The sequence below is a fragment of the candidate division KSB1 bacterium genome, assembly GCA_034506395.1.
Classification (GTDB): domain Bacteria; phylum Zhuqueibacterota; class Zhuqueibacteria; order Thermofontimicrobiales; family Thermofontimicrobiaceae; genus Thermofontimicrobium.
On the sequence record JAPDPQ010000001.1, the window covers coordinates 299,452 to 325,993 of the forward strand.

Below are 26,542 nucleotides of genomic sequence, written 5' to 3' on the forward strand. Positions count from 1 at the left end.
TGGATCACAATGCTGTGGGAACAATCAATCGTTTTGCTCCGAACCTATTATCATCGCCATAAACTAAAAATTATTTTTCAAAATGCCTACCAACAGAAAACATTTTTTGAGAAATTTCATTTCTGATTTGGAACGATCCTCATCATGGCGATACATTTGCACATAATTTTCCTAGCATGCATTATCGAAGTTGTCCTTTTGATCCCGCCATATTAATCTCTTGACATTTATCAGCCAATTTTGTATTTTCCACTCTTCTCTTTTGGATGATGAATAAAGCAACTCGAGGGGATTATGCTGAAGCCGATCGAGGCGATGAGCCCTGAGGATTATCTCGCTTTGGGATTAAAGTCTGGGCTGGAAATTCACCAACAATTACGAACAGAAAAGAAATTGTTTTGTCGTTGCCCAGCGGGGCGTTACAGCGAGAAATATGATGCAGAGATCTTGCGGCACATGCGCCCCACGCTTTCAGAGTTAGGGGAGTATGACGGCACGGCACTGATGGAATTCAAAACCAAAAAGGAGATCGTATACCAGCTCAATAAAGAGACCGTTTGCACTTACGAAATGGACGATGCGCCGCCATTCGAGCTAAATCAGCAGGCGTTAGATATCGCGCTGGAAATCACGCTGCTGTTGCACTGTAATGTTGTCAGCGAGCTGCACATTGCGCGCAAACAATACCTGGATGGCAGCATTCCTACTGGTTTTCAGCGGACGACTATTCTCGGGATCGATGGCTGGATCCCTTATAAAGATCGCCGCATTGGGATCATCCAGTTGGGATTGGAGGAGGATGCCTGCCGCGAAGTCAGCGACATTGGACATGTTCGCACCTATAAAACCGATCGTCTCAGCATGCCGCTGATCGAAGTTGTCACCTATCCCCACATGCGAACGCCACAGGAGGTGGCAGAGGTGGCGCAACTGATCCGTCAGCTAACACGAAGCACGGGCAAGGTGAACCGTGGTATTGGAGCGACCCGTCAGGATGTTAATGTGAGCATTGAGGGAGGGACTCGGGTAGAAATTAAGGGCGTGCCGCGCATTCCACTCATCCCGTTGCTGGTCCATAACGAAGCGGGACGCCAAAAGGCCCTCCTGGAGATCCGCGATCTGCTGAGACAGCGCGGCCTAACACCGGAAAATTTCGCACCTGAATGGTTCGATGTTACGGACATTTTAAAAGACACTGGCTATTTGCCTATCAAAAATTATAGCAATGGTCCAATCAAGATCAAATGCGTGAGACTGCCTTTATTTCAGGGCATCTTGCGGTTTCCAACTCAGCCTGGGACCAATTTCGCCAAAGAGATCTCCGATCGCGTGCGAGTAATCGCCTGCCTGGATAAAATTCCAAACATTATCCACTCCGATAGCGATGACGAGACCATCGGCAGCGCAGCTTGGATGAAGATCAAAAAACAGTGCCATTGGGAGCAGAGGGACGCGCTGGTGATCGTCTGGGGGGAAGCTAAGGATGTTGAGACAGCAGCGCAGGAGATCGCCATTCGGGCACGCGAGGCCATCATCGGCGTGCCCAACGAAACGCGCCAAGCATTATCCGACGGAACGACTGGCTTCGAGCGCATCCTGCCAGGGCCAGATCGCATGTACCCAGATACCGATCTGCCGCCCATCGCGCTAACGAGCGAGCGTATCGCGCGCATCCAGAAAAACCTGCCACCCGCACCCTGGGAACGACGGCAACGCTATATAAAAGCAGGGTTACCCGATTTCATCATCGAGCAATTGCTGCTCTCTGGGAGGGCAAATCTGTTCGACCGAATGATCGAACTTTTGCAAGTGCCTCCAATGATCGCGGCCGTGTGTCTCACTCAACATTTAAAGCATTTCAGCAGAAAAGGGCTACCGGTCGCCCAATTAACCGATGAAACCATTTTCGCCATTTTTCAGGCACTTCAAAAACGAACAATCATTTCAGAGGCCATCCCTCTCATTTTTAAACAATGGCTATCGAATAATTCTCAACCGATTGAATCGCTGCTGGAACAACATCACGTGGCGTCTGAAACAGAATGCAAGCAGGTAATTCAACAGGTCATTGACCAATTTGGGGGCGAGCCAATAGCTGATCCCAATAAAAAGTTTTCATATCTGATGGGCAAAGCTATGGATCAAATCCGCGGACGCATCGATGGTCGAACGATTGCAATCATATTGAGACAGAAGCTTTTTGGCAGAAATGAATCCCAATAATCAAAGCTTACGATTGCAACTCTTGGATTTAAGCAACTCGACAATATTCGAAATTTCTAATCATCTTTGAATGCAAGAAGAGCTTTTTAATCGAAATTTTGGTAAGTAATTCAGTGCGTCAGCCTTTGTTTCACGAAGTGATCGTCTATGAAATTCATCGCTGATTTACATATTCATTCCCATTATTCCCGCGCTACGAGTCAGGAGTTGAATATCGAGCCGCTGTATGAATGGGCACAGCGCAAAGGGATTCAGGTAGTGGCAACAGGGGACATTACGCATCCTGGCTGGCTGGAGGAAATCAAGCGCAAGCTTGAGCCGGCTGAGCCAGGGCTATTTCGGGTGAAAGGCGAGTTGGCGCGCCCCATCGACTCGCGCATACCCAAGGCGTGTAGGGGTGAAGTACGGTTTATCCTCTCCGGGGAAATCAGCAACATCTACAAAAAAGGCGATCAGGTCCGCAAGGTGCACAATGTTGTCTATTTTCCCAGCATCGAAGTCGCTGAGCGATTTCAGGTTCGACTGGAACGGATCGGGAATATCCGCTCCGATGGCCGGCCCATTTTGGGATTGGATGCGCGAGACCTTTTGGAACTGGTGCTTGAATCCGATCCCCAATCGTTCCTCATTCCAGCGCACATCTGGACCCCATGGTTTTCGGTATTGGGTTCCAAATCTGGATTCGACTCGATCGAGGAATGTTTTGAGGATCTGACGCCGCAGATTTTCGCATTGGAGACTGGGCTTTCTTCTGATCCTCCCATGAATTGGATGCTTTCAAAATTGGATCGCTTTGCGCTGGTTTCTAATTCAGATGCCCATTCTCCAGCTAAACTGGGTCGTGAAGCGAATCTGTTCGACGCCGAATTTTCCTATCCAGGCATTCTCAATGCCCTGAAAGGGCAAGGACCTGATCGATTATTGGGGACGATTGAATTTTTTCCTGAGGAAGGGAAATATCATCTTGATGGTCATCGCAAATGCAATCGGCGGATGACCCCGGCGGAAACCATCGCCAATCACGAGCTGTGTCCCGTTTGCGGCAAAAAGGTCACAGTAGGCGTGCTTTATCGAGTGCAACAATTAGCCGATCGCCCAGCCGGCAGCAGCCACCCGAATGCTCGCCCCTACCACAGCTTGATACCGCTGAGCGAAGTGCTGGCGGAAATCCTCTCTGTCGGCGAGGGCAGCAAAGCTGTCATCAGAAAATTTGAGCAACTGGTCGAGCATCTTGGCTCTGAGCTAACAATTTTGATGGAATTGCCGATAGACGATATTGATCGTTGGGGCGGTCCTATGCTGGCTGAAGCGATCCGCCGTATGCGCGCCAAACAAGTACAAATTGCAGCCGGCTATGATGGCGAATTTGGCACGATACGACTCTTCTCTGATGAGGAACGGCATCGTTTCCAAACGCAGTATTTGTTTGTCCCAGAGGAGATCCTATCAGAGTCAACAACGATCCCAGACGCTTCTTCAAAAAAGGTTCGAGATCAGCAAGCTTCGTTCCCAGCAGGGGTGGATATTGCAGCCTCAGCAGCGATCAGCACAATTGAGGATGAGGAGGAAGACGAGACTGGTCTTAACAGGCAACAGCGAGAGGCGGTGACTTGTCGAGATCGTCATCTATTGATCGTCGCTGGTCCTGGAACTGGTAAAACCCGAACGCTCACCCATCGCATTGCCCATCTGGTTCAAGAGCATCATGTGCCTCCAGAGCAAATTCTGGCCATTACCTTTACTAATCGCGCTGCTGAAGAAATGCGCGAGCGACTGATTCAATTATTGCTACCAGAAGATGCCAATCGAATCACGATCAAAACATTCCATGCTTTTGGGGCTTCTATTCTGCGTCAGGAGGCAGCTCTCCTCGGATATCAAAGCAATTTTTCGATCTATTCCGAGACAGACAAGCGTCAATTGCTTCGGCGCCTCACCGCTTCGTTGTCATCCAAAGAGCTGGATGTTTATTCAGAGCGCATTGCTACCATCAAAAACCAATTGCATCCTATCCTGAGCGAAATTGATGCCGCATTTCCAGATATCGACGGCCAATTCCAACAAATATTAAAAAAATATCAGGCGACATTGAAAGATTATCAAGCTTTCGATTTCGATGATCTGATCGCGCAGCCGATTCTAATATTCAAGAAGCACCCTCGCATCCTTAAACGTTATCAAGATCGCTATCGCTGGATCTCGATCGACGAGTATCAAGATATTAATCTGGCGCAATATCAACTGCTTCGGTTGCTCGCCGGACCTCAGGCCAATATCTGCGCCATTGGTGATCCAGATCAGGCGATTTATGGTTTTCGCGGCGCAGACCGAAAATTTTTTCTCCAATTCGAGCAAGATTATGCTGGTTGCAAGGTCATTCGCCTTGAGAAGAACTACCGATCATCACAAACCATCGTCCAGGCAGCTACTCAGGTCATCCGCCGAAATTCCGATCATCAGACGCTCAATCTCTGGTCCCCCATCATGGATCGAGTCAAGGTGGATATTTTTGAAGTGCCGACCGAAAAAGCGGAGGCAGAAACGATCGTTCACCAGATCGAGCGGATGATGGGAGCAACCAGCTTCTTTTCAGTGGACTCTGGCCGAGCAGGAGAGGCTGAGTTGGAAAGCTGCTCGAGCTTTAGCGATATTGCAGTGTTTTATCGTGTCACTGCACAGCTATCCGCTTTGGAAGAAGCTTTTATTCGATCGGGGATCCCATATCAATCGTTTGGGGAAGTCCCTTTTTATGAAACCCCCGAGGTCAGCGAGATCATTACCGTTCTCAAAGCCATTCACAATCCACATGCCGATCCAGAGCTAATGCGTCTCATTCAAATGCCTCCCCGATCGCTCTCGGAATCGACGCTGAAGCTGCTTATCAATTACCAAAAGAGTAATGAATTTTCGCTATGGCACGCCATGCAAAAAAGCCACCAGATTGCCTGGCTCAGCCCTACTCAAAAACAACCGATCGAATTGTGGGTTGAGATGATACAAACTGCTCAACGGATCTCTCAAACAGAAAAGCTCCCAGCTATCATTCAGTATATTATCGAAGCGTTTGGGTTAGCAAAATATTTTAAAAATGATCGGAAACGCCAGCATTTTTGGAAGCAGTTGATCGAACGGACCGCCAATTTTAATGGGAGCTTAGGCGAGTTTCTCGAGCTTATCGCATTGCAGAAGGAGACGGATATTTATGTTCCCAATGCTGAGAAAGTCACATTGATGACGTTGCACGCGGCCAAGGGATTGGAATTCCCAGTGGTGTTCATCGCAGGCTGCGAAGAAGGACTGCTGCCTTATCATCGCGCTGGTTCATCGATTGAAAACATTGAAGAAGAGCGCCGACTGTTCTACGTCGGAATGACGCGCGCGAAAAAACGGCTCATCCTCCTTCATGCAAAGAGCCGCTTCCTATTCGGCGAACGAACGACTCATCGACCGTCCCGCTTTCTCAACGAAATCGATGCGGCTTTAAAATATAAGCAGCGCGCAGAATTAAAGGCAAAAAAAGTTTCTAAAGAGAATATAGCTGAACAAGCACAATTACGTCTATTTTAAGCTATTCAAAAGCCAAGTAGTTCTGATTCGGATCGCATTATGGTTCATACACAGTTCATAATTCAAAAATCACGATAGATGAAATAATGTCGTTCCTGCGATTACAGGAATCTCCTCTTTACCCCATGCTCTTTTGGAGTAAAAAGATGGCTGCTTGAGCAAACATGATATGTGAGCCTATTTTGATAATTTTGCAATAGAAATTAACAAAAAAGGCAGCCGTCTCGTTAAGCGAGCGACTGCCCAACGTAAGTCCTGGTATTTTGATAGAAACTAATGATGCAATTCCAGCCGAAGCAATCATTGCCTGGAAATAATTGAAACAAAAGCTTTGCAAATGTGTGCGTCAGTCGCTGGCATCGAGGATCGTTTTCGCAAACCAGGTCAAGATATGGATAGAAAATACTTGTCGTTCATCAATTCGATTTTCAGTTTGATAGCGGTCGCTCGAAATTTTTAAGGAGGTCCCTTATCAGTAAACTTGAAATTCTTATCTTAACCAAGAGTTTTGGATCGGAAACCGCAAGTGCATTCATTTGATCAGGTTCAGAATAGGCACCAGAAAGAGGACTTCGGAATAGACAACGCAATCGAAAAGCATAATGATTTTCGGGCATCTACGATTCTCGATGTGCAAAAATTTTGTTAAAAAAGCGCTATCGTTATTGAGCGCTGACACACAGATTTGCATACCCTATGCGCAGATCCTTGGCGGAGGCGGCGGCGGTGGAGTCGGTGGCAAAGGTGTCGGATCGCCCTCACCAAGCGTTAGCAACAGCAGGCAGTTTCTTACCATGAAAAAACGATTCGATGATGCAAGATCAGCAATGGAGTCAAATAGCCAGGAACCGATTTTGAAATACATCGCTCTGTTCATATAACCCCCTGAAGCTGATTGAATGAGGTGGGAACATCGGAATTGTATGCTAATCATATGCAATCGCTATACCAGAAATAACCCTTTAAATTATTATGCATAACTGCTTGTTTTTGAGGGTTAATATTTGGATAAACGGTTCTGGCTTGTTTCGTTTTGTTGTGCTGTTGACACAAAAATAGGGCAAAGCTGTTGTATTTCTGCAACAACTCTACTGACCGTTCAGGGCAGCGCAACTTGATAAATCGCAAAATATGAAATCAAAATTTAGGAGAAAACACACTGCTCGGATGAGCTGGCGAGACTATCGGATGCTGAAACGCAGGCTCTATGGTCATGTATACAAACTCGCTTGTGAATTTGGCCCCCGAAATCTTGAACATCTAGCTGCGCTTGATAAAACGCGAGAATATATCCAGCAACAGATGTCGCATTATAACAACAATCTATCGACACACGATTACCTGGTCACTCACACCTTGATCCAGAATTTAATCGCTGAGCAAACTGGACATCAATACCCCGACGAAATTATCGTTATTGGAGCGCATTATGACACCGTGAAGGACTCCCCAGGCGCCGATGATAATGCGTCTGGTGTTGCAGGCATGCTAGAATTGATCCGGTTGATGAAATTTTACGAGAATCAAAGGACATTGCGCTTCATTGCCTTTAACCTTGAAGAACCACCATTTTTCGGCACAGAAGAGATGGGAAGCCATCGCTACGCGAATCATTGCAAAGCGCTAAATGAGAATATCGTCGCAATGATCTCTCTTGAGATGCTTGGGTTCTATACTGAAAAACGCGGGACCCAAAAATATCCGGGGGCGGGCATGATTGGTCGGTATGACACCCGAGGAAATTTTATTGCAGTGGTTGGGAACAATCAATCGAGAGAATTGGGCAATTTCGTCGCAAGAAAACTGGACGAGATGGCTTTGATTAAAACGAAAGAAATGATCCATCCAACTCCAGTTTTTGGGAGCGATCTATCGGATCATTCTTCATTTTGGAAGCATAATTATCCAGCCATTATGATTACCGATACCGCCTTCTACCGCAATCCGCATTATCATGAGACCAGCGACACGATTGACAAGCTCAATTTTCGTTATTTTGCTCGCTTGGTTTATTCGCTGGCGTATATGATCCAGCAATTAGATGCCGAACAATCCTTGACAAAATAAAAAGAGCCACCGGGCGGATTCGAACCGTCGACCGTCTGATTACGAATCAGATGCTCTACCTGCTGAGCTACGGTGGCTTATACAATTCCTTGAGCTTCTCTTGCCCTGAACAGCTAAAAATCCATCAATGAGCGGATGCGCCATCTGTTATGCTGCGGTGGCTGATCAATATCAAACTTGTTTTTTGAATAACCGTCGATCTCCCACCGGCCTGAAATTTGCCTGATAATGCATCGTCGAATCAATTGAAGCTTGTTGGGACTTATGCTAAAGAGCTGCTCATTTGGTTGGCAATAATATAATAAATGAAATGCCAAAAGTCAATAACTTTAATTTGATCTTGTTAAATTGAAATAGCACGGAATAGCCATTTGGGCAGCAACTTTCGATCAGCAAGGGTGAAGGATTGCAATTAGGCATGCAGGCCCTTCGAGCAAAGGGTCCATTATTCGGAGGACCTGCATGTGGAAATTAGTTGCAGTGACTTATCAGCTTAATTCTGTGAGGAATTTTTCTCCTCTTCTTTCGCCTTGCTATAAATACGCTTAGCAACAAAATAATAAACAATTAACCCCAGGCCAGCAAAAAAGAACATAGCGCCTATGGTCACCTCTTCGAACGCGCCGCGAGGTGCCATCTGCCCCACGAAGAATGCCAGCCCGATGCCAACAAGCACAAAACCCCATTTCAATGAGGCAGGGACCTTTCCCTCAAATCTGTCTAAGAAAAGATATTTCATGTTTTCGTTGAGCAAGCCTTTCTCAATCGCTAACCGCCGAATCTTATTATCTGAAAGCAATTTTATGACATAAGCGACTGCAATGAAAAACGCTAATGGAACCAAATCATCAATCATGATAACCTCCTCATGGATGAATTTTTTCTCAATTTTCAAGAAGTGAACTTTAGTGGTTCTATTAAAACAGACAAGTGATTTGAAAAAATGTTGCATATCGTAGCTGATCATTTGAATTCAGGGGGCTTTGCCAACTGAAATTCTTAGCATCAAATAAATTGCTTGATTTTTACATAAAATGCTTATAACTTTGGTGTCCTAAAATGAGGAATTCGACATGTTAACTTGGACACAGACTTATACTCCGATACTGGATCAACTCGCCCTCTCGGCTCTGGTTGCAGCGTTGCCCGTAATCGTCTTATTGGGATTACTGGCATTTTTTAGGGCAAAGGCTTATCTTGCTGCGTTTCTTGGGCTCATCAGTTCTCTACTTATCGCTTTGTTTATCTATAAAATGCCAGCTCCCCTTGCGCTCATGGCAGCCGCTAATGGTGCGGCTTATGGTTTGTTTCCCATTGGCTGGATTGTGCTCTGCGCTATTTTTGTTTACGACATTAGCGTTGTTACTGGCAAATTCGAAATTGTGAAACGCTCGATTGCCGGACTTGCTGGTGATCGGAGGATTCAACTGCTATTGGTCGCGTTCAGTTTTGGCGCCTTTATTGAAGGTGCTGCAGGCTTCGGCACGCCAGTGGCCATTTCTGCCGCCATGTTGATCGGTTTGGGATTTCAACCATTGCCAGCCGCAGGATTAGCGCTGCTGGGGAATACTGCCCCGGTCGCTTTTGGTGCGCTAGGTACTCCCATCATCGCACTGTCGGCGGTCACTGGACTGCCGCTGGAAACGCTCAGCGCAGCAGTCGGGCGTCAACTGCCATTTTTCTCCCTTATCGTGCCGTTCTGGCTGGTCTGGGCCATGGCGGGCTTCAAAGCGATGCGAGAGGTCTGGCCTGCATGCCTCACCTCAGGGCTAAGCTTCGCAATCGTCCAATTTCTGGTGAGCAATTACCATGGTCCCTGGGTGGTGGATATCGCTGGAGCCATCGTCTCCATGGCTGCCATGGTTGTTTTGCTCCAGTTTTGGCAGCCCCAATCTATCTGGCGATTTCAACATGAAAACGAAACCGAATCAGGGCTCACAACAGAACCAACCATGACCATCGACCATGCCGCTCACAAACAATCCCAACAGCCTACAAAGCATGAAATCTTTATGGCCTGGCTGCCATGGATCCTATTGTCCATTTTCGTATTCATCTGGGGGCTCCCTCAGGTGAAAGCCTTCTTGAATAAATTTGTCGGGGTTACTTTCTTCAAATTTTCTGTCCCAATGCTCCATCAAGCTATTTTTCGCACTGCACCGGTCGTCATGCAGCCCAAAGCCGAGGATGCCATCTTCACCTTTAACTGGCTATCTGCCACTGGCACAAGTTTATTGCTTTCTGGGATTCTCTCTGGCCTATTGCTCCGTCTCAGCCCAATGCGATTGCTCCACATCTTTTATGGCACGATAAAACGCGTCAAGCTCTCTCTGCTTACCATCGCTGCGATGTTGGCGTTGAGCTTCACTACCCGATACGCTGGATTAGATGCTACTCTTGGGCTCGCCTTTGCCAGCAGCGGTTTCCTGTTTCCGTTTTTTTCACCGCTCTTGGGCTGGTTGGGCGTGGCTTTAACTGGCAGCGACACATCATCCAACGTGCTGTTCGGAAACCTTCAGCAGATCACAGCGCAACAGCTTGGTCTGTCGCCCATACTGGCCACCTCGGCAAATAGTTCCGGTGGGGTTATGGGCAAAATGATCGATGCCCAAAGTATTGTCGTTGCTGGCGTCGCCACTGGCCAACAAGGACAAGAGGGCATCATTCTTCGCTACGTGTTTTTTCACAGCCTCGTATTAGCGATCCTGGTGGGCATTCTGATCTTATTGCAAGCCTATGTGGTTCCCGAGATGATTCCAATCATAAAATAGTCAATGCATCAAACTCTTAATATCTGGTGCTCGCAAGCGATCGGTTCTGCCAGCTCCTTGCTGCTTTTGCGGCAACATTTTTCAATCAAATCTGTCATATTCAATGATGAATGATCCCAAAGACCTAATAAAAAAAATTCAAGCTGGCGACACCATTTCGTTTCGATCGCTAATCGAACAATATCAGCGACTGGTAAGCCATATTGTCTTCCGGTTGGTCCGTTCACCGAAAGATCGAGAGGACATCTGCCAAGATGTATTTCTTCAAGTTTATCAAAATTTGGGGACATTCAAATTTGAATCAAAGCTTTCGACCTGGATCGCTCGGATTGCTTATAATCGCTGTCTCAACTATTTAGAAAAGAAACGAATCCCACTCTATCATGATGTTCTCAGTGCTGAAGCATCGGTTGAGACGTTAGCCGAGCACGGTGTGCAGCCAGATCAAGAGGTTGAATCAAGAGACCTTTCGGATGTGTTACAGCACGAAATTGAGCAACTACCCATCCAGTCTCGAACGATTATTACGCTCTATCATCTCGAGCAAATGAAATATCAAGAGATCGCTGAGGTGATGCAAATGCCAGAGGGCACAGTGAAAAGCTATCTGTTTCGTGCGCGAAAATTGCTGAAACAAAGACTCAGTGAAAAATATCGGATCGAAGAGTTAATTTGAGTGATTCGGCTGGGAAATTATCAATTCTTGAGTTTGCAGGCTATTATCATTTGAGATTCTGAATGTTGATTTCATCGATCCTGTTCATCGATCATCTTCCTGATGGCAACCGGCTCAAGAGCAAGAGAAATCAGGCCGAATGAAAAGTCATTACCGTGGGGAAAAATTTGTTGGAGGCCTAATGACAAGCGATCATTTAACCGATCAACAACTGCAAGAATATCTTGACGGAGTTCTCGAGCCGCAGCAGGTGCTTGGTATCGAGAAACACCTCCGGCATTGCGATGTGTGCCAGGCGGAGTTGCAGCAGTACCAATTTCTTTATTCTGAGTTGCAGGCCGCACCTCCAGCTATATTAGCTCCAGATTTTTCTGTCGCGGTGATAAAGATAATTCGCTTTGAAAAAACAAAAGCTTTGTTGACTCGGTTATGGTCCGCGTTGTGGCCGATCGGCACTTTTGCAGCGGCTGTCGGTGTGATGAGCCGTTACGTCGATCTCAAATCGTTTGTCAGCTTATTCATCGAAAGTTTGAATCCAACGCGCTATTTCGATAGCACTATCATCGCCAATCTCTATCAGATCTTGGAAAAATACCACATCAATTTGAACATCATCATATTCGCTGGACTCACACTGATCCTAGTATTTCTGATCGATCAATTCATCTCAAAATATCGATCCAAGATTTTCACTGATTTGAAAATTCTACCTATCTTGTAGCCAATTGTTATAGAAAAATTTTCAAAATCCCAAGTGAAAAAACCGAATGCAATCGAAAAAATCATCGCATTTCAGCATCACAGTGAAATCGCCTCTGCGCTGTGCGCCTGGATACCATGCCGCTCGATTGGCGACATCCTTCTTTTTAAAATCGACTTCGATCGTATAAGGGGGATCATATCTCAGAGGCTTAAAAGTGCCAAGCCGTTGTAACGCTCGGCTCACCCCAGATTTAATGAGCTCCTGCGATTTTTTGGGATGCAGATTCAAACTGGCCTCTCCGAGCCCGCGTTTCACCGCAACGGTTTCAATCCCAGGGATTAGCTTCTGGGCTTGATCGCAAATCGCCTGATCGCCCGACACAAAAATTACTGGCACGTTGAAATAACCAGCAATCAACGCATTCCAGCCCAGCTCTGGCAGCGAAATTCCATTAACGCGTAGATCGAAAATGGCACCACTCATGGTATGGGCAAGCGTGCCGTCTGGAGTCATGGATTTGGCATGATAGCCAACGCAGCAGACCGCTGCAAAACTCTGATCCAGCCCCTCCATCATGGCGAATGGCCCTTTGGACCACTCTCGAATCAATAATGCACTTTCGTGCAATTTATCTGGAATCAGATTTCTGGCAGAGCTATGAGCGTCGCGCACGACAATTTCCGTTGCACCCTGCTCCAAAGCACCCTCTATAGCCGCGTTCACCTCATTGGTCATGATCTGCCGAAAATACTGGTAATCTGGATGATTCCCGCTGGTCTCATCCCAATGGATCACACCCGTTATTCCCTCCATATCTGCCGAAATGTAGATTTTTTTATTATTCATCGGAATCGCCTCATTATTCGATTCATCCCCGTTCTGATTTGGATAAGATCCATCAAGCATACCACCGTTCGTATGCAAGGATATAATTTCAATTCTCCTTTGCGCAGCAATTTATCAGTTATTAAATCGCGAGTTGTTCATTTAGAATTTATTTCTCGATAAAACGAGACGATCCTTTGTACCACATCCTCTGCTGAGTCTGCGATTTGGAACAACAATAGATCTTCCTCAGATATTTTCCCCTCTGCCAGCAAGGTATTTTCCAGCCAATCGACAAAACCTTTCCAATACTTGGAGTTCACGAGGATCACTGGGAATTTGCCGATTTTTTGCGTTTGGATCAAAGTAAGAGCCTCACAGAGCTCATCGAGCGTGCCGAATCCGCCCGGCAGGATGACAAATGCCTTGGCATATTTCACGAACATCACCTTTCGAACAAAAAAGTAACGAAAATCGAGCTGGATATTGGCATACGGATTGGGTTTTTGCTCAAACGGAATATCAATATTAAGTCCCACAGAGACACCTCCAGCCTCGGCCGCACCGCGATTGCCTGCTTCCATAATTCCAGGTCCGCCACCCGTGATAATTCCGTAACCTGCTTGCACCAGAAGCTGCGCGATCTGTCGTGCCATCTCGTAATCAGGATCGCCTGGTTTCGAACGAGCAGAACCAAACATGGTAACGCAATCCCCTACCTTGGAAAGCTCTTCAAATCCTTCCACAAACTCCGAAATAATCCGAAACACGCGCCAGCTATCCTCAATGAATAATTTCTCGATCTGTCCATTGATTGGCTTATACATTTTCCGTTTCAGCATATTGCGACCTCAGCTTTCTTAAAATTCATCGTTCCCAAAATTAGACCACAATTCAACTCGATCAGATTTTGCCAGTTAAATAAACCGCTGTTGCTTTCAACTGGTCTGGTCCTTTCACTGATGCGCTTCTTTCGAAAGTCCCAAATTTATGATAAATCAATTTGAAAAGCAATGAATTTTTTGGTTGTTTCAATGATATAAGATTAGTATATTTTTCTGTCGAAAACATTGCCCTGACGCAATAAAAGATGCAACATCAACGATCGACATAACATGAAAAACGATTATGGGAATCCCATCATGACTGAAAGCCAACAGAAGACGATCCGAATCGATAAATGGTTGAAGATTGCGCGGATCATCAAAACGCGCAATCAAGCAGCAGAAGCTTGTGATCAAGGTAGGGTAAAGGTGAATGATCAAATTGCTAAGCCAGCGAAGCTCATCAAGGTTGGGGATGTGATATCGATTAAATTCAAATGGCGAACCCGGACCTTTGATGTGCTGGATGTAGTGCAGAAGAACGTAAAAGCGGAACAAGCTCGGTTGCTCTACCATGAACATGAATTGACGCCTGAGGAAAAGGTCCAAGAGGAGCTTCGAAGTCTGTTTTATCAAGCTGCGAAATCGCAGCGACCCAAATTTAAGGGTCGTCCCACTAAAAAGGAACGTCGCGAGCTGGAAAAATTTCGCGGGAGATGGGGTCATTTCAATGATTGAATTGCTACTGAATGATTAATTTCAATACCAAGCACACCGATCCATCAAAAAAATCTCCTGATTTGAGATCAAATTCTCCCTTCTTTTTCCCTGCGCTGGTTATTGTTATAATAATTTTACTTGCCTAAATGGCCAATTTTTACTATTATTACCGAAGCAAATCCTGGACTATATGGAGGGAGGACCAATAGTCCACCTGGTCTTTTGTCTCATGCTCGGAGCTCAGATCATTCGGTGGTTTGAGCTTTTTTTATTTAAAGAGACATAAAACCTGGGTCGCCAGTGGGGCCTCAGCGCTAATTTTTTCAACCGATTTTTATCTGGCCAAGCGAAATGATCGATACAATGACGGAGCGATCTTTTATGCGAAACGATCACGATAAATCTGAGAACCAGCTATGATGAAGATGATAAACATTGTCTGGGTGCTTCTGAACATAGCGGCTACTATTTTTCTTTATCTCTTAACCAAAAGAATTAACGCTAAAAAGTTCAAAGTTGAAGTCTTGGATACAAAAGTAAAAGCCATTCAGAAACGTCTGGAGAATGAACGCCATGAATTGGAGGAGTTAAGCCAAACGCTGCAAGAACAAAAGATGGTTCTCAATCAAAAATGGGATCAAATCCAAGAAGCCAACCAACTTCTGGATGCACGTGCCTTGAAATTGGATGAAGAACGGAAAGGGCTGGCGGCGCAACAAGAGGAGTTGACTGCAAAAAAAATTGAGATCGAGCAGCAAGAGGTCAAATTGGAACAGACGATGCAGCAGCTCAAGGAAAAGTGGCAGCAGCATCGGAATGAGATAAGGGCTGAGCGAGAGCAATTGGTCAATGAATTTGAGCGCATCAATGAGGCAATTCGATATTTGGAGTCGCTGGAGAGCAAAGTAAAGCTCGAGAATCAAAAAGCAGACAAGGAAAAAAGCTATTTAGCCGAACAGTTCAAGGCATTAGAAAACGCGAAACGCGACTTGGAGCAAAAGAGCCAACAACTTCAGGAAAAGGAAAAGCAACTGAACGAAGCGGCTCAACAGCAGCGAGAGGAACGGGATCGTCTGGAACGCGAGCGGGAAAAATTGTTTCAATGGCAACAATCATTGGAACACCAGATAGCAGAACAAAAGATAGTGAAAGGATCCAAAACTTCGGCTCATCCGAAAAGTGAAGTGCCTAACAATGACCTGCGACAAGATCAAGTCGCGCCATCATCGCCGAGAATCTCAATTCCTCGGCCCGATGAGGCAATGGAAAAAAATATCGCTGAACGGTGGCATTGGGTGGGAAACCTGTTGCGAGATGATGGCCGGCCTGACGAATTGCTGTTCGGCAAAACGCTCCCGCGCATAATTGATCAACAGCGGTGGGCAGACGTTGACGGGATCGTTATCGGAGAGCAAGTCGACGGAACTGATCAACTTCTGTGGCAACTTCGACCCAATAGAAGCGAAATGGAATTGGATCTCAATGCTCTGGAACAACAGCAGAAAATAAATATCTTGACACAGAGCCACAACACGCAATTTTTTCTCGCGGCCTATGATAAGGATCAGCGTCTCATCGGATTTCAGACTTTTCGATTTATGGCTCAACTGCATGATATCGATGTCGAACATCCTCCACTATTGCCTGGGCCAGAGGGGCATCGCCCCACCCAGATTCGGTTTGCTCATGAACCCGGTTGTCAAATCCGGCCACTCACTCCCGATGAAAGCGGAATCATCGCTCGCAAGGAGAGCGATGAGACAATCGCTATCATTCCGCCCCACCCTGAGTTAGATGCTACGAACTGGGAAATCATAGATAGCCAAGGCCGAAAAATTGAGATTTGCATCCGACTTCACCGGATTTGGTGGAGCTTGATGAGCAACCAGGATTCGATGACGCAAACAATGCTATCCAGCCAGCCCTTGGAAATCCCCTGGGGACAAATTCACTCTGGAAAATTAACGGGTCTCGCAATTTGGTTGCCTCTGGCGCATGGCCTGCAACAAATCTATGTTGGGCTCACTAAGCAGAAGCGCAAGGCATTCCAACTTCAGCCAGAAGATCGACAAATCCTCGTCTCACTGGATGGATGGATAAAATCCACTGAACTTGCACAGTTTTCACAACGCGTTTCAATTCAACTCTGGCTCGATAAGCGCACACAAGAGTCCACGGAAATAGCTTATATTTTGCCTGCGCCATGGCAGTGTAGAGCACCCGATTGTCAGTTCAGAACGTTTGATAGAACCGATTTTCGAGACCATATCAAAGATCATCATTTTGATTTCTATTTTCGACAAGCCGAGTATTCCGAGATCCGAGATCATCGGGATTTAAATTTGCCAGCACAAATCTATCAATGCGGCTATTGCCATCAATACATTGCCACGAAGGCGGATGAAGCCAATCCTGTCAATGTCATCATTCATCACATCCTCGGCTGCACCGAGGCCAATCAGCTCAATGGGGCCCCAGTCATTCAATTTCGGATCGTCACCAATAGCGACGAAATTCGCCGCCATGTCATTCCAAACTTGCCGCGCTTCTATAAATGCAATTTATGCCAAAAGTTCTTTGAACATCAGGACAGGGATCAGATGTTGGACCATCTTTTGTCTTCCCATGAATCGGCGATACTTGAATCAAATGATCTCACGACAACCCAACCCAAATCTGAAAACGCCTTTCAGCAGCCTGCGAGTGTTTAACCGTGATCTGAGATGAAACGAAAATATGAATTGTTCATCGGATGGACTTGGCCAATAGTTATTCTGTATTCAATCTCATGAAGTCCTTTTCTGTTTTCTTTATCCGCTTACTCCAATCCCTGACAAATCAGAAGCATCCAGATCGACCATCAATGAGGCGTTTAACGCGATAATTTCGCTGAGCCATATAAGCTAAGCTGATTGGCGATTGTTTAGACTCTAAATGCACTGCGAAGCGCGATAATAGCAAGCGATAATTCAATTTGAAGCTTAGCGGAAAACAAACCGAAGATCCATGAATTAATAATTCCCCCAGCGCTCTTTCGGCGGATTGTAATAGCCGAATCGGATCCATGGGGCATTGGCTTTAATGGTCTGCTGCCACCTCAAAATACCCACTGGTCGAGTGACTTTTTCATTTAATTCTAATGCTTGAATATACCAGCCGGGATCAATATTCAGGTTGCGCATCTGGATCAAATCGACTCGATACTCTTTGACAATTTTAATTAGCTGTTCCATCTCAATGGGATCGTCGGTCAAACCTGGGAAGATGAAATAGTTCAACGAAATCCATTTCTGATAACGCCGCATGACAGCCATGGACTCCAGGACATCTTCGAAAACATAGCTTTTTGGCTGATAATAGCGCAGATACAAATCTCGTTGTGCGCTGTTGAGACTGACACGAATGCTATCCAATCCGGCACGACAAAGCCGTTCGATCGTATTGGGATCACTGGCATTTGTGTTCAAATGAATCGTGCCGCGCTCGGTGATGCGTCGAATCACTCGAATTGCGTCCTCTATCAAATCTCCCTGGAGCAGTGGCTCCCCCTCGCAGCCTTGGCCAAAACTAATCATAGCAGCTTCGGCGTGTTCGAGATGTGGCACTGTATATTGAACGATCTCGTCGATGGTGGGAACAAAATCGATCCGGTCCTGCGTTGCAGTTACTCCCTCTTTGGGCTGCTTGGAGATGCAACCAATGCATCGCGCGTTGCAAGATGGGCTGATGGGAACTGGGCACTCCCACCGCTCCAGAACGAAATTTTGGGCATTAGGGCAGAAATAGCGCCGCACGCAATTATGAACCAAATGCGCGACCAGCCGATTATTTGGGAATCGAGCTAACATTTTTTGACAGCCGCGTTCGATCAAATCAGGATCAAATTGCTGTGGGTCGTGCCGGACATCGGTGTCGACCCGGATGGCAGCTGTCCAGAACTGATCCCTTTGCCAGCCGATGGGACTATAAGCGAACAGCGGCAATCTCGCAGCATCGGGCTGGGATTGATAGGCGACACAGTATAGCTGGGTATAAGCCGGGGGCAAAAATAGCGCTGCGGCAATGATCGGTTTTCCCCGATATCTTTTCAGTGTCACCATACGATCGCGTGTCCGATCATAGCCAATCGGAAGTCGATCTGGCAATTCAAACAACAAACTGCCTGGAGGCATGGGCATCAATTCATCTCGCTCTGGCAATAACTCACCTTTCACCCTGCTCACCACCATTTCCAGTCCAGGGATCTCAAATAAATTGCCATGTCCATCGCTCACAACCAACCAGGGAAGATTGTTCGATTCTCGGTTGCTCATTTTATTGGAATTTGATTTTTATGATTATCTCATTTTCAATTTTCTAATATACACAATTCCCTCATCAAAACCAAAGCGATTTTTTCGATTATTTGATTGGCTCCCGATTAGGAATTGAAAAAATAGAGTTCTCTCCTATAATCGCTTTCATTCGCTAGAGGCTGTTGATTTTGTTTAAACGCTTCATCTAATCTCCACTTGACAAGCGGGCGATTTTTTAATAAATTTAATTTGACAATGATTAAAAAATTCAGAGGATCTTTTATCAGTTGGCACTATCACTACTGAATTGGGTCCCCTTGCTGATTGAATGCAGGTAGCGAGATCGAATTATGCAAGCTTGCGCTCGTTTTAGTGATAAAAGGTTAGTGACGATTTCATATATAACATCTAATCAGTTTCGCTTGGATCGTTAAGTGCAATCGAAGCAAAAGAGGTGTCTATGCTCAAAATTGGCTGTTGTGGCTTTTCCGAGGCCAGATCAAAATATTTCTGTGAATTTAAGGTCGTTGAGGTTCAGCAAACTTTTTATCAACCGCCAAGACTTGAGACGCTGGAACAATGGCGAAATGAGGCGCCACCAGAATTCGAATTCACTTTGAAAGCCTGGCAACTCATCACGCATCCCGCTACCAGCCCTACCTATCGACGGCTAAAGAAACCAAATTCAATTTCAAATCCAGCGAACTATGGTTTTTTTAAGGCTACCGATGAAGTGTTTGCCGCATGGGAAGAGACACGCAGATGTGCCAATGCGCTTAATGCCAAACTGGTTATCTTCCAATGCCCGGCGAGCTTCAAGCCAACAGATGAAAATATCGAAAACATGGAAAAATTTTTCTTAGAAATCGATCGGCCTGGGCTGACGTTGTGTTGGGAACCTCGCGGCCAGTGGGAGAATAAAATAATTGCGTCACTTTGTGAGCGACTCAATTTGGTGCATTGTGTCGATCCCTTCGTCACTGAACCGGTACCCGGTTCAATATACTATTTTCGTTTGCATGGTATTGGTGGCTATCGCTACCGTTTTTCGACTCAAGATTTCGAACGCCTAACCGTATATCATCTTTCGGATAAGCCAATTTATTACATGTTCAATAACGTGGCGATGCTGGAAGATGCCAGATCATTTTTGAAATTCATTGCGAATCGCGATGCAGAAGCAGCAACCAGCCAATTGCAAGGAGCACAACTCATACAAATCTAAAAATTCATATCATTGGTCAGATTTAATCATGAATAAGCAATCGCTTTTTTTCTGGTTCTTGGCGAGGATTGCCATCAGGGAGGACGATTTATTTCTTGGAAAATATTCCTAATCGAATCAAAATTGATCAATGAGGAGGAAAAGCTATGCCTGCGTATGAGTACAAATGTGCAGATTGCACGAAGACGTTTGTTGTGTACACGACCGTTGCTGAACATGAAAAAAATCCTAAACCCAACTGTAGCCATTGTGGAAGCAACAAAGTAGAACAGCAGTTCACCAGTGTCTCAGTGATCACATCGAAAAAGAGCTGATCGGCTGAGGCCAGAAAAACAATCCCGAAGACCAGCTACGGAGCTGGCAGTTGGTCTTCGGGACTGAACTTTTTACTCTTGTGGGATAAATCCGAACTGCTGGAGTCGCTGCTGGATTGCTGGATAGAGGAGCAATTGTTCGGTTTCTATTTCAGCGAAATCTGGGTTGATCTGGTGCAAGCGTCGGCGTAATTGGTGAAGCGCCATGGAGGGCGAGAAGTGATGCATCACAGCAGGGTGGCAACTGACTCCTGCGCTGAACAAGTTTCTCAAGGCCTCTAATTGCAGAGTGAAACCATGCCCATCCATTCCGGTCAATTTTTCGAAATCCGCTTCGTTGCATCCTTTCAAGCTTACCCGCACATGAAGGTTGGGAAATTGAGCAAGTTCCTCACAAAATCCTGGATCATTCCCCAGCAAGATGCCATTTGTTTCTAGAATGAACCGAAGTTGCTCTGGAATCAGTTTCAATACCGCTATTAAGTGTTGGCGATTTAAAGTGGGTTCATTTCCGCTGATTCGAACGCGCCGAAAACCATGGCGTCGAGCGATTGTGACCAACTGGTGGGTTACCTCGGCTGGTGAGTAAAATTTTCCCACCCGCTCGGGCTGACAGACGATATTCCACGACCAGCAAAAGATACAATTGAGGCAGCATCCTACGCAATCGGCGGTAGCGATCCCACCATAAAATGGCGCGCTCCGAAAGCGATAGTACTTTCGTTTTTCCCCCTGCGAGACAACTGCTGCGATCTTTTGTGCCTGCTGTAATGCGTCCATAGCTATTTGGAGACTAGGGGTCATGAAGATCTAATTTTGATCGAGCTTTGATTTTTGCCAATGCCACTCGTATCTTCAGAACGGTTGAATAAAGATGCTGTCGCTAATCCCGAGCATAGCATGAAAAGCCGGCTTGCCGAATGAGTTCCACTGCCCGTTGCCGCTCTGCATCTGTTTCAAACGATAGCCGGATCGTGCCGCCCTCTCCCTCGCGAACTTTCAGCACTTCGATGTCTTTGATGTTGATCTGATGTTCAGCCAGCACTGAAGAGAATTTTGCGATAACCCCGGGTTGATCTTCTACTGCGATGGAAACATCATACAATTGACGGATGAATCCGCGCGTATCTTTCGGAATCGCTAACCGAGTGATTGCTGCCTGATTGAAATAGGATTCCAGCGCGTCGCTATTTAGAAGTTGTTTGATGCGCTGCAGTTCCGCGATATATTCGTCGATGAACAGCGAGATCGGCTCCTTATTGGTGCGGCAGATATCCCTCCACACTGAAAATGGGCTGGAGGCGATGCGCGTCATATCGCGAAAGCCGCCCGCAGCCAATTTCAGGTAGTTCGGGTCCTCTTGATGAAATCGAGCAATCAAGTTGACCAATGAGACAGCAGCAAATTGGGGCAAATGGCTTACTGCCGCCACAATACGATCATGCATTTTGGGAGTCAACATCAAGATCCGAGCGCCCATTGCCTCCAATATTAGTCCTACCCGCCGGGTAATCCTTTCTGGAATCCGATGGCCTGGCGTCATCACCCAAATCGCGTTCTCGAACAAGAATGGATCTGCTGATTCGATCCCGCGGAACTCAGCTCCGGCCATGGGATGAGTGCCCAAAAAATATTTGTTCTCAGGAAAATGTCGATTGGCTTCCTCGACGATTTGTTCCTTGCTACTTCCAACGTCACAAACCAGAACGTGCTCATCAGCCGCTTTTGCCACAACGGGAATTAATTCAATGATCTGCTGAACTGGGGTGCAAAGAAAGATGATCTCCGCCCCCTTGATCGCTTTTTCCATTTCGGTTCGATTATAGCCTTCATCGATGGCGCCGCGCTCCAGCGCTCGATGAATGATTGAAAATTCATCGACCCCCACGACATGTTCGCAGATTTTCTTGCGCTTCAATGTCAGCCCAATGGAGCCGCCGATCAGCCCCATGCCAATAATTGTGATACGACAGTAGTTTTCCATGGCCCATCCCTTTCAATTTGATCCGAATTGATCTATCGAATGATATCTATCGGAATTGGTTAGTTCCAATGCTGATTTCAATATCAGTTTTGCCTTGTATTGGAATGTAAAATCTGACAGAAAATTCATTATAAAAATGGATCAAATGATCTATTGTTTAACCCAACTTGCGCTTAAGATCAATCAGCTCAGGTCTGATAATGACTCCTGTAAAGCAAAGACAATTAAACTGTGCGCCCAATCGCCCAGGCGATCACCTTCAATTCCTCCATGAGCCGCTGAAATTGGTCTGGAAATAGCGATTGCGGCCCATCAGACATCGCCTTATCGGGCTGATGATGCACCTCGATAATCAATCCATCGGCTCCAGAGGCGACGGCGGCCCGAGCCATTGGAGCAACAAATTCGCGTTTTCCCGTCCCATGGCTTGGATCAGCAATAATGGGCAGGTGACTCAGTTTTTTCACAATGGGTATCGCAGAGATATCGAGCGTGTTGCGCGTATATTTCTCGAACGTCCGAATCCCGCGCTCGCATAGAATCACCTGATAATTTCCTCCAGACATGATATATTCTGCTGCCATCAGAAATTCCTCAATGGTGGCTGCCATTCCTCGCTTCAATAAAACCGGTTTATCAACGGTGGACAGTGCCTTGAGCAATGCGAAATTTTGCATATTGCGCGCGCCAACTTGGTAGATATCAACATATTCGTACATCGGGTCTATTTGACTGGGCTCAAGAATTTCGGAGACGATTTGTAGATCAAACGCATCCGCTGCTTGGCGCATCAGTTTCAATCCTTCAATCCCCATGCCTTGATAAGCATACGGCGAAGTGCGCGGCTTAAAAGCACCGCCACGCAGTATTGTTGCCCCTGCCTTCGCAACCTGCTCAGCGATCGTGTAGATCTGTTCTTTGCTCTCGATGGAACAGGGACCAGCCATGACCACGATCCGATCTCCGCCCAGTTCCAGACCATTGAATTTGATGATCGAATTCTCAGGGTGAAAAGTTCGGCTACAGAGCTTATATGGCTCCATGATGCGAACAACATTGAACACTCCCTCCATATTTTCGAACTCTTGGATATCGACAACCGATGCATCTCCGATCGCCCCTAAGATGGTCCGCAATGCCCCATCGACGCGATGAACGCTCAAATTCAATGATCGAATCTTTTGCTCCACAGCTTCAATTTGTTCAGCCGTGGCATTGTTCTTCATCACTATGACCATATTCGTTTCCTTTCCTCGTTTGTTCAATTGTTCGACATGCCCTAATGATCTGTTTAAAAATCAATCTGAGTTGATCTGAATCTATGGGTCCATGATTAAGATGTTGCACATGAAGCAGCACTTGCTCTTCTCGCTCCGCGTCATAAATCGGGAGGCCCAGCCGCTGCTTCTCCTTCAAAATTTCCAGGCTAAGCAGTGCCCGCCTATTCAAAAGATCAACAAGTTGCTCATCGATAAAATCCACCTGCACGCGCAATTGCGCCAATTCCATGTTCCCTCCTGTAAAAAAAAACCCACTGCTTGTTCAGAAGCAGTGGGTAAATTTGAATGAATTTCAGATCTTTTAAGAGAAAACCATAGCCCCACTGCTTCTGGCGCTGGAGAAGCAAAAATAAAAGTAATAAAAAAATGTCGCAGTGAAGCTATTCATGTTTCTTACCTTTTGTCAAATTGACCTTTTAGGTAACGACCCTCTATTAACAAACCTGCCGAGATTTTGCGAATTTCAATTTTCACCACCGCAGCATACCCCAACCATTTCATCATGCATCAGAAAGCGATGGGTTAATTTAACAATATTTCGGTAACAATCAAGAAAAATTTCCTTCGAAATCTTCTTTTAATCATTCCAATGATTCCTCATAAGCAAAATCCTTCAGGATATCGAAGCTTATTTGCCGAGGACAAGGATTTTTTCGTCGCAAATGGTATTTCGGAATCAAAAAGTTGCTAAATAATAGCGGCGAATAAAATGGATTGCGGAAATTTTTTGTTGCAGCGATGTCCTCAATGTTTTGCTTTAAGACTCGCAAGGACGATGGTCATCGCTTGCTACTACATAACCTCCCCGGAGAACGGATCATCCCCGCAGGTCGCTATAATCGTGTTAGATTTCAGGCATCAATATCATCAACCATGATCTATGCACTTTCTGGTTATATTTCGGGTTCGCGAGCCACAAAATCAGCTTCCCTGTCCTTCAATTATCTGAGGAAACAGATTGAGAAAAGATCAAATATGAGAACCGATCTGACGAAGTAAATTCACTTGGTTTATGGCAGGGCTTTCGATCTTTTCCGCTAATTCTGCAAGCAACTCAAGGATCAAAAACAGCTTTTTACTATCGATAATTTTGCCGTGCTGCTCGTAACTTAGGATATTACCATCCAGGATCATCAACATTTCACCCAGTTCAATGATTCTTGCCCGAATATCTGGGGAGATTAGCCATTTGACTTGGGCCTCATTGCTTCCCTCGATGATATATTTCTTATCAAATGCACGATCGTTAAAGATGATATCCTGCGTGCCAAAAAGCTTGGTCAATTTCTGAATGATCCCTTCGCGGTAAATCTTCATCTTCAATCCGATTTTGTTATCAAGCGTGATCTCAAGATGTGTTAAAAACAAATTGACCTTGGGCGCAGCCTGGATGAAAATAATTTTTAGCAGAAAGGGATATTTGCCGTACGTCCCTGTCACTTCGGAAGTCCCTTCCTCGCTCAGCCGATATTTGCCGCCTACCTCCCGAGCAAACGTTTGCCAGGGATTTTCTGTATCCTGATACATTTTCGCCCCCCAGGGAGAAAAATTAATCTTCTATGAGTGATTGGTTTCTATATCTCAACGAAATCATCTTTTTGTCATGACCATCTTGATTCTCCAGAAGGTTCAGCTATCGATGAAGTTCATGCTTAATCATCTCAGCAAATCTTCGCATTCCCTCGTCGATCTGCTCTGGGGTGACCATGCTAAAGCTGGCGCGCATGAAGTTTTTGCAGCCATTTTGAGACGAGAACGCATCCCCAGGCACCAATAGCACCTTCCGTTCCTCGCACTGCTCTTCGATCATGCGCCGAGCATTACATTGCTGTGGCAGCTCGAACCAGATGAACATCCCAGCATCTGGGATATTGTATTTCACCTCTGGCAGCAGATGCTTTCGGGCCGCTGCAACCATAGCATCCCGATTGACACGGTATGAATCGCAATTCCTTTTGATTAGCTGGATGAATTGCTCGAAACCAGCAGCTTGAAGATATCGCAACAAGATGACCTGGATGAATGTGCTTGTATGCAAATTAGCCGATTGCTTGAACAGAACGAACTGCCGCATCACCTCCGCTGGCCCCGAGACATACCCAATCCGTAATCCTGGGGCGAATATTTTGGAAAAACTGTCCAATCGAATCACCCGATTGTTCTCATCGAGCGACTGCAGCGTGGGCAAAGGCGGCTTATGATCCAATCGCAATAACTGATAAGGGTCATCTTCCAGCACGAGCAGATCATACTGTTCAGCAATATCGAGCAACTGTTTGCGTCGATCCAGGGATAGCGAAACTCCAGCCGGGTTATGCCCATTCGGAATGGTATAAATGAATTTTGGCAACGGCTCGCCAGTCATCTCAATTTTTTCCAACTCGTCGGCTAAAACTTCGGTCTGCATCCCATGCGCATCCACTGGGATCGCCAAAAAATTCTTGGTAAACGAACGAAACGCCGCCAGTGTGCCAGGATAAATCGGCTCTTCTATTATGATTCGATCATGGTGGTTGGCAAACAAATAGGCCATGATAAACAGCCCCTCCTGACAACCATTCAGAACCACGATTTGATCATCCTTCAGATCTACTCCGTCCTTGTACTTATGCCAGGCTTGCAGTTGCTTCTTCAAATTCGCATTGGCATCTGAGGGGCCATACTGAGAAGCCGCAATGAGCTCCTCACCATCAATCTCGATGGCTTTTCCACCTTTAAATTCAATCTTCACACGCTCGAAAACAAAGGTATCTGGGTTAGGATATCCCCCACCGAGCGAAATCATGCCATCGATGTTCATATATTTTACCAATTCGCGGATTGCAGAAGGAGCTTTATTCTTAGCCCGATCGGCCAGTCGTTCTTGAATATCCATTGTCTTTCCCTGTCGTTGATAACGATTCCTAATTTTCCATCATGATCGCGATGCTAAAACATCCGACTGGGCTACTTTGTCAGCCCATTACCAGGTCTCGATCCATTTTTTTATTTGTAAACTATCGCCGGCCAGCCAATATAGTAAAAATATCTTAAAGAAGCAATAGCTTATTTGGGAGTGAATCACATAT

General features: G+C 45.9%; 21 protein-coding genes and 1 tRNA gene. 10 read left to right on the plus strand and 12 right to left on the minus strand.

Annotation, left to right across the window (positions count from 1 at the left end; translation table 11 throughout):
• Nucleotides 1–294 precede the first annotated feature (294 nt).
• Both gatE and ONB37_01175 read left to right on the plus strand, forming a co-directional pair.
• Complete coding sequence (gene gatE / locus ONB37_01170) at nt 295–2,223, plus strand: Glu-tRNA(Gln) amidotransferase subunit GatE (protein MDZ7398751.1); 1,929 nt, start codon at nt 295–297, stop codon at nt 2,221–2,223.
• Between the two features lie 147 nt (nt 2,224–2,370).
• Complete coding sequence (locus tag ONB37_01175) at nt 2,371–5,790, plus strand: UvrD-helicase domain-containing protein (GenBank protein ID MDZ7398752.1); 3,420 nt, start codon at nt 2,371–2,373, stop codon at nt 5,788–5,790.
• 694 nt (nt 5,791–6,484) lie between these two features.
• Here the strand turns inward: ONB37_01175 and ONB37_01180 are convergent.
• A complete protein-coding gene (locus ONB37_01180; GenBank protein MDZ7398753.1) occupies nt 6,485–6,667 on the minus strand; it encodes a hypothetical protein in 183 nt (60 codons plus the stop codon).
• Between the two features lie 311 nt (nt 6,668–6,978).
• On the opposite strand from ONB37_01180, the gene ONB37_01185 reads away from it, so the two are divergent.
• Nucleotides 6,979–7,857 carry a M28 family peptidase gene (locus tag ONB37_01185; protein MDZ7398754.1) on the plus strand — a complete coding sequence of 293 codons (879 nt, stop codon included), beginning with the start codon at nt 6,979–6,981 and terminating at the stop codon, nt 7,855–7,857.
• A gap of 4 nt (nt 7,858–7,861) precedes the next feature.
• Here ONB37_01185 and ONB37_01190 read toward each other — a convergent pair.
• Both ONB37_01190 and ONB37_01195 read right to left on the minus strand, forming a co-directional pair.
• Nucleotides 7,862–7,934, minus strand: a tRNA-Thr gene (locus ONB37_01190).
• A gap of 416 nt (nt 7,935–8,350) precedes the next feature.
• Nucleotides 8,351–8,713 carry a hypothetical protein gene (locus ONB37_01195; protein MDZ7398755.1) on the minus strand — a complete coding sequence of 121 codons (363 nt, stop codon included), beginning with the start codon at nt 8,711–8,713 and terminating at the stop codon, nt 8,351–8,353.
• Nucleotides 8,714–8,930: 217 nt separating this feature from the next.
• Between ONB37_01195 and ONB37_01200 the strand changes: the two genes are divergently transcribed.
• The 3 genes from ONB37_01200 (at nt 8,931) to ONB37_01210 (ending at nt 12,025) form a co-directional block, all read left to right on the plus strand.
• Nucleotides 8,931–10,628: an L-lactate permease gene (locus ONB37_01200; GenBank protein MDZ7398756.1), complete on the plus strand. Its 1,698-nt coding sequence runs from the start codon at nt 8,931–8,933 to the stop codon at nt 10,626–10,628.
• 103 nt (nt 10,629–10,731) lie between these two features.
• Entirely contained in the window at nt 10,732–11,304 is a 573-nt protein-coding gene (locus tag ONB37_01205) for a sigma-70 family RNA polymerase sigma factor (GenBank protein MDZ7398757.1), read from the plus strand.
• A gap of 181 nt (nt 11,305–11,485) precedes the next feature.
• Nucleotides 11,486–12,025 (plus strand): zf-HC2 domain-containing protein, encoded by a 540-nt coding sequence (locus tag ONB37_01210; GenBank protein MDZ7398758.1) that lies wholly within the window; start codon nt 11,486–11,488, stop codon nt 12,023–12,025.
• A 21-nt stretch (nt 12,026–12,046) separates the two neighbouring features.
• Here ONB37_01210 and ONB37_01215 read toward each other — a convergent pair whose 3' ends face one another.
• Nucleotides 12,047–12,853 (minus strand): M55 family metallopeptidase, encoded by an 807-nt coding sequence (locus tag ONB37_01215; protein MDZ7398759.1) that lies wholly within the window; start codon nt 12,851–12,853, stop codon nt 12,047–12,049.
• Nucleotides 12,854–12,990: 137 nt separating this feature from the next.
• Entirely contained in the window at nt 12,991–13,674 is a 684-nt protein-coding gene (locus ONB37_01220; GenBank protein ID MDZ7398760.1) for a TIGR00730 family Rossman fold protein, read from the minus strand.
• Nucleotides 13,675–13,974: 300 nt separating this feature from the next.
• Between ONB37_01220 and ONB37_01225 the strand changes: the two genes are divergently transcribed.
• Both ONB37_01225 and ONB37_01230 read left to right on the plus strand, forming a co-directional pair.
• The gene (locus ONB37_01225) at nt 13,975–14,394 is read left to right on the plus strand and encodes an RNA-binding S4 domain-containing protein (GenBank protein ID MDZ7398761.1); all 420 of its coding nucleotides are present in this window, start codon (nt 13,975–13,977) and stop codon (nt 14,392–14,394) included.
• Between the two features lie 398 nt (nt 14,395–14,792).
• On the plus strand, nt 14,793–17,087 hold the full coding sequence (locus ONB37_01230) for a hypothetical protein (protein MDZ7398762.1): 2,295 nt from the start codon (nt 14,793–14,795) through the stop codon (nt 17,085–17,087).
• A 300-nt stretch (nt 17,088–17,387) separates the two neighbouring features.
• On the opposite strand, the gene ONB37_01235 is transcribed toward ONB37_01230, so the two are convergent.
• Nucleotides 17,388–18,689, minus strand: coding sequence for a radical SAM protein (locus ONB37_01235; GenBank protein MDZ7398763.1), 1,302 nt, complete (start codon nt 18,687–18,689; stop codon nt 17,388–17,390).
• Nucleotides 18,690–19,131: 442 nt separating this feature from the next.
• Between ONB37_01235 and ONB37_01240 the strand changes: the two genes are divergently transcribed.
• Together ONB37_01240 and ONB37_01245 are read left to right on the plus strand one after the other, a co-directional pair.
• Nucleotides 19,132–19,896 carry a DUF72 domain-containing protein gene (locus ONB37_01240; GenBank protein ID MDZ7398764.1) on the plus strand — a complete coding sequence of 255 codons (765 nt, stop codon included), beginning with the start codon at nt 19,132–19,134 and terminating at the stop codon, nt 19,894–19,896.
• Between the two features lie 146 nt (nt 19,897–20,042).
• On the plus strand, nt 20,043–20,210 hold the full coding sequence (locus tag ONB37_01245; GenBank protein MDZ7398765.1) for a zinc ribbon domain-containing protein: 168 nt from the start codon (nt 20,043–20,045) through the stop codon (nt 20,208–20,210).
• Nucleotides 20,211–20,282: 72 nt separating this feature from the next.
• Here the strand turns inward: ONB37_01245 and ONB37_01250 are convergent, their stop codons facing one another.
• The 6 genes from ONB37_01250 to ONB37_01275 form a co-directional block, all read right to left on the minus strand.
• Nucleotides 20,283–21,014, minus strand: a complete 732-nt coding sequence (locus tag ONB37_01250; GenBank protein MDZ7398766.1) for a radical SAM protein — start codon at nt 21,012–21,014, stop codon at nt 20,283–20,285.
• Between the two features lie 79 nt (nt 21,015–21,093).
• Nucleotides 21,094–22,194 (minus strand): prephenate dehydrogenase, encoded by a 1,101-nt coding sequence (locus tag ONB37_01255; GenBank protein ID MDZ7398767.1) that lies wholly within the window; start codon nt 22,192–22,194, stop codon nt 21,094–21,096.
• A 224-nt stretch (nt 22,195–22,418) separates the two neighbouring features.
• The gene (gene aroF, locus ONB37_01260; protein ID MDZ7398768.1) at nt 22,419–23,432 is read right to left on the minus strand and encodes a 3-deoxy-7-phosphoheptulonate synthase; all 1,014 of its coding nucleotides are present in this window, start codon (nt 23,430–23,432) and stop codon (nt 22,419–22,421) included.
• Complete coding sequence (locus ONB37_01265; protein ID MDZ7398769.1) at nt 23,398–23,703, minus strand: chorismate mutase; 306 nt, start codon at nt 23,701–23,703, stop codon at nt 23,398–23,400. The genes aroF and ONB37_01265 overlap by 35 nt, the downstream gene beginning before the upstream one ends.
• A gap of 740 nt (nt 23,704–24,443) precedes the next feature.
• Nucleotides 24,444–25,001 carry a hypothetical protein gene (locus ONB37_01270; protein MDZ7398770.1) on the minus strand — a complete coding sequence of 186 codons (558 nt, stop codon included), beginning with the start codon at nt 24,999–25,001 and terminating at the stop codon, nt 24,444–24,446.
• A 106-nt stretch (nt 25,002–25,107) separates the two neighbouring features.
• Nucleotides 25,108–26,349, minus strand: coding sequence for a PLP-dependent aminotransferase family protein (locus ONB37_01275; protein ID MDZ7398771.1), 1,242 nt, complete (start codon nt 26,347–26,349; stop codon nt 25,108–25,110).
• Nucleotides 26,350–26,542: the final 193 nt, after the last annotated feature.

Bases quoted from the DNA above. Each gene is read 5' to 3' on its own strand.
- gatE (MDZ7398751.1), top strand. From the start codon at position 295: ATGCTGAAGCCGATCGAGGCGATGAGCCCTGAGGATTATCTCGCTTTG.
- ONB37_01175 (MDZ7398752.1), top strand. From the start codon at position 2,371: ATGAAATTCATCGCTGATTTACATATTCATTCCCATTATTCCCGCGCT.
- ONB37_01180 (MDZ7398753.1), bottom strand. From the start codon at position 6,667: ATGAACAGAGCGATGTATTTCAAAATCGGTTCCTGGCTATTTGACTCC.
- ONB37_01185 (MDZ7398754.1), top strand. From the start codon at position 6,979: ATGCTGAAACGCAGGCTCTATGGTCATGTATACAAACTCGCTTGTGAA.
- ONB37_01195 (MDZ7398755.1), bottom strand. From the start codon at position 8,713: ATGATTGATGATTTGGTTCCATTAGCGTTTTTCATTGCAGTCGCTTAT.
- ONB37_01200 (MDZ7398756.1), top strand. From the start codon at position 8,931: ATGTTAACTTGGACACAGACTTATACTCCGATACTGGATCAACTCGCC.
- ONB37_01205 (MDZ7398757.1), top strand. From the start codon at position 10,732: ATGATGAATGATCCCAAAGACCTAATAAAAAAAATTCAAGCTGGCGAC.
- ONB37_01210 (MDZ7398758.1), top strand. From the start codon at position 11,486: ATGACAAGCGATCATTTAACCGATCAACAACTGCAAGAATATCTTGAC.
- ONB37_01215 (MDZ7398759.1), bottom strand. From the start codon at position 12,853: ATGAATAATAAAAAAATCTACATTTCGGCAGATATGGAGGGAATAACG.
- ONB37_01220 (MDZ7398760.1), bottom strand. From the start codon at position 13,674: ATGCTGAAACGGAAAATGTATAAGCCAATCAATGGACAGATCGAGAAA.
- ONB37_01225 (MDZ7398761.1), top strand. From the start codon at position 13,975: ATGACTGAAAGCCAACAGAAGACGATCCGAATCGATAAATGGTTGAAG.
- ONB37_01230 (MDZ7398762.1), top strand. From the start codon at position 14,793: ATGATGAAGATGATAAACATTGTCTGGGTGCTTCTGAACATAGCGGCT.
- ONB37_01235 (MDZ7398763.1), bottom strand. From the start codon at position 18,689: ATGAGCAACCGAGAATCGAACAATCTTCCCTGGTTGGTTGTGAGCGAT.
- ONB37_01240 (MDZ7398764.1), top strand. From the start codon at position 19,132: ATGCTCAAAATTGGCTGTTGTGGCTTTTCCGAGGCCAGATCAAAATAT.
- ONB37_01245 (MDZ7398765.1), top strand. From the start codon at position 20,043: ATGCCTGCGTATGAGTACAAATGTGCAGATTGCACGAAGACGTTTGTT.
- ONB37_01250 (MDZ7398766.1), bottom strand. From the start codon at position 21,014: ATGACCCCTAGTCTCCAAATAGCTATGGACGCATTACAGCAGGCACAA.
- ONB37_01255 (MDZ7398767.1), bottom strand. From the start codon at position 22,194: ATGGAAAACTACTGTCGTATCACAATTATTGGCATGGGGCTGATCGGC.
- aroF (MDZ7398768.1), bottom strand. From the start codon at position 23,432: ATGGTCATAGTGATGAAGAACAATGCCACGGCTGAACAAATTGAAGCT.
- ONB37_01265 (MDZ7398769.1), bottom strand. From the start codon at position 23,703: ATGGAATTGGCGCAATTGCGCGTGCAGGTGGATTTTATCGATGAGCAA.
- ONB37_01270 (MDZ7398770.1), bottom strand. From the start codon at position 25,001: ATGTATCAGGATACAGAAAATCCCTGGCAAACGTTTGCTCGGGAGGTA.
- ONB37_01275 (MDZ7398771.1), bottom strand. From the start codon at position 26,349: ATGGATATTCAAGAACGACTGGCCGATCGGGCTAAGAATAAAGCTCCT.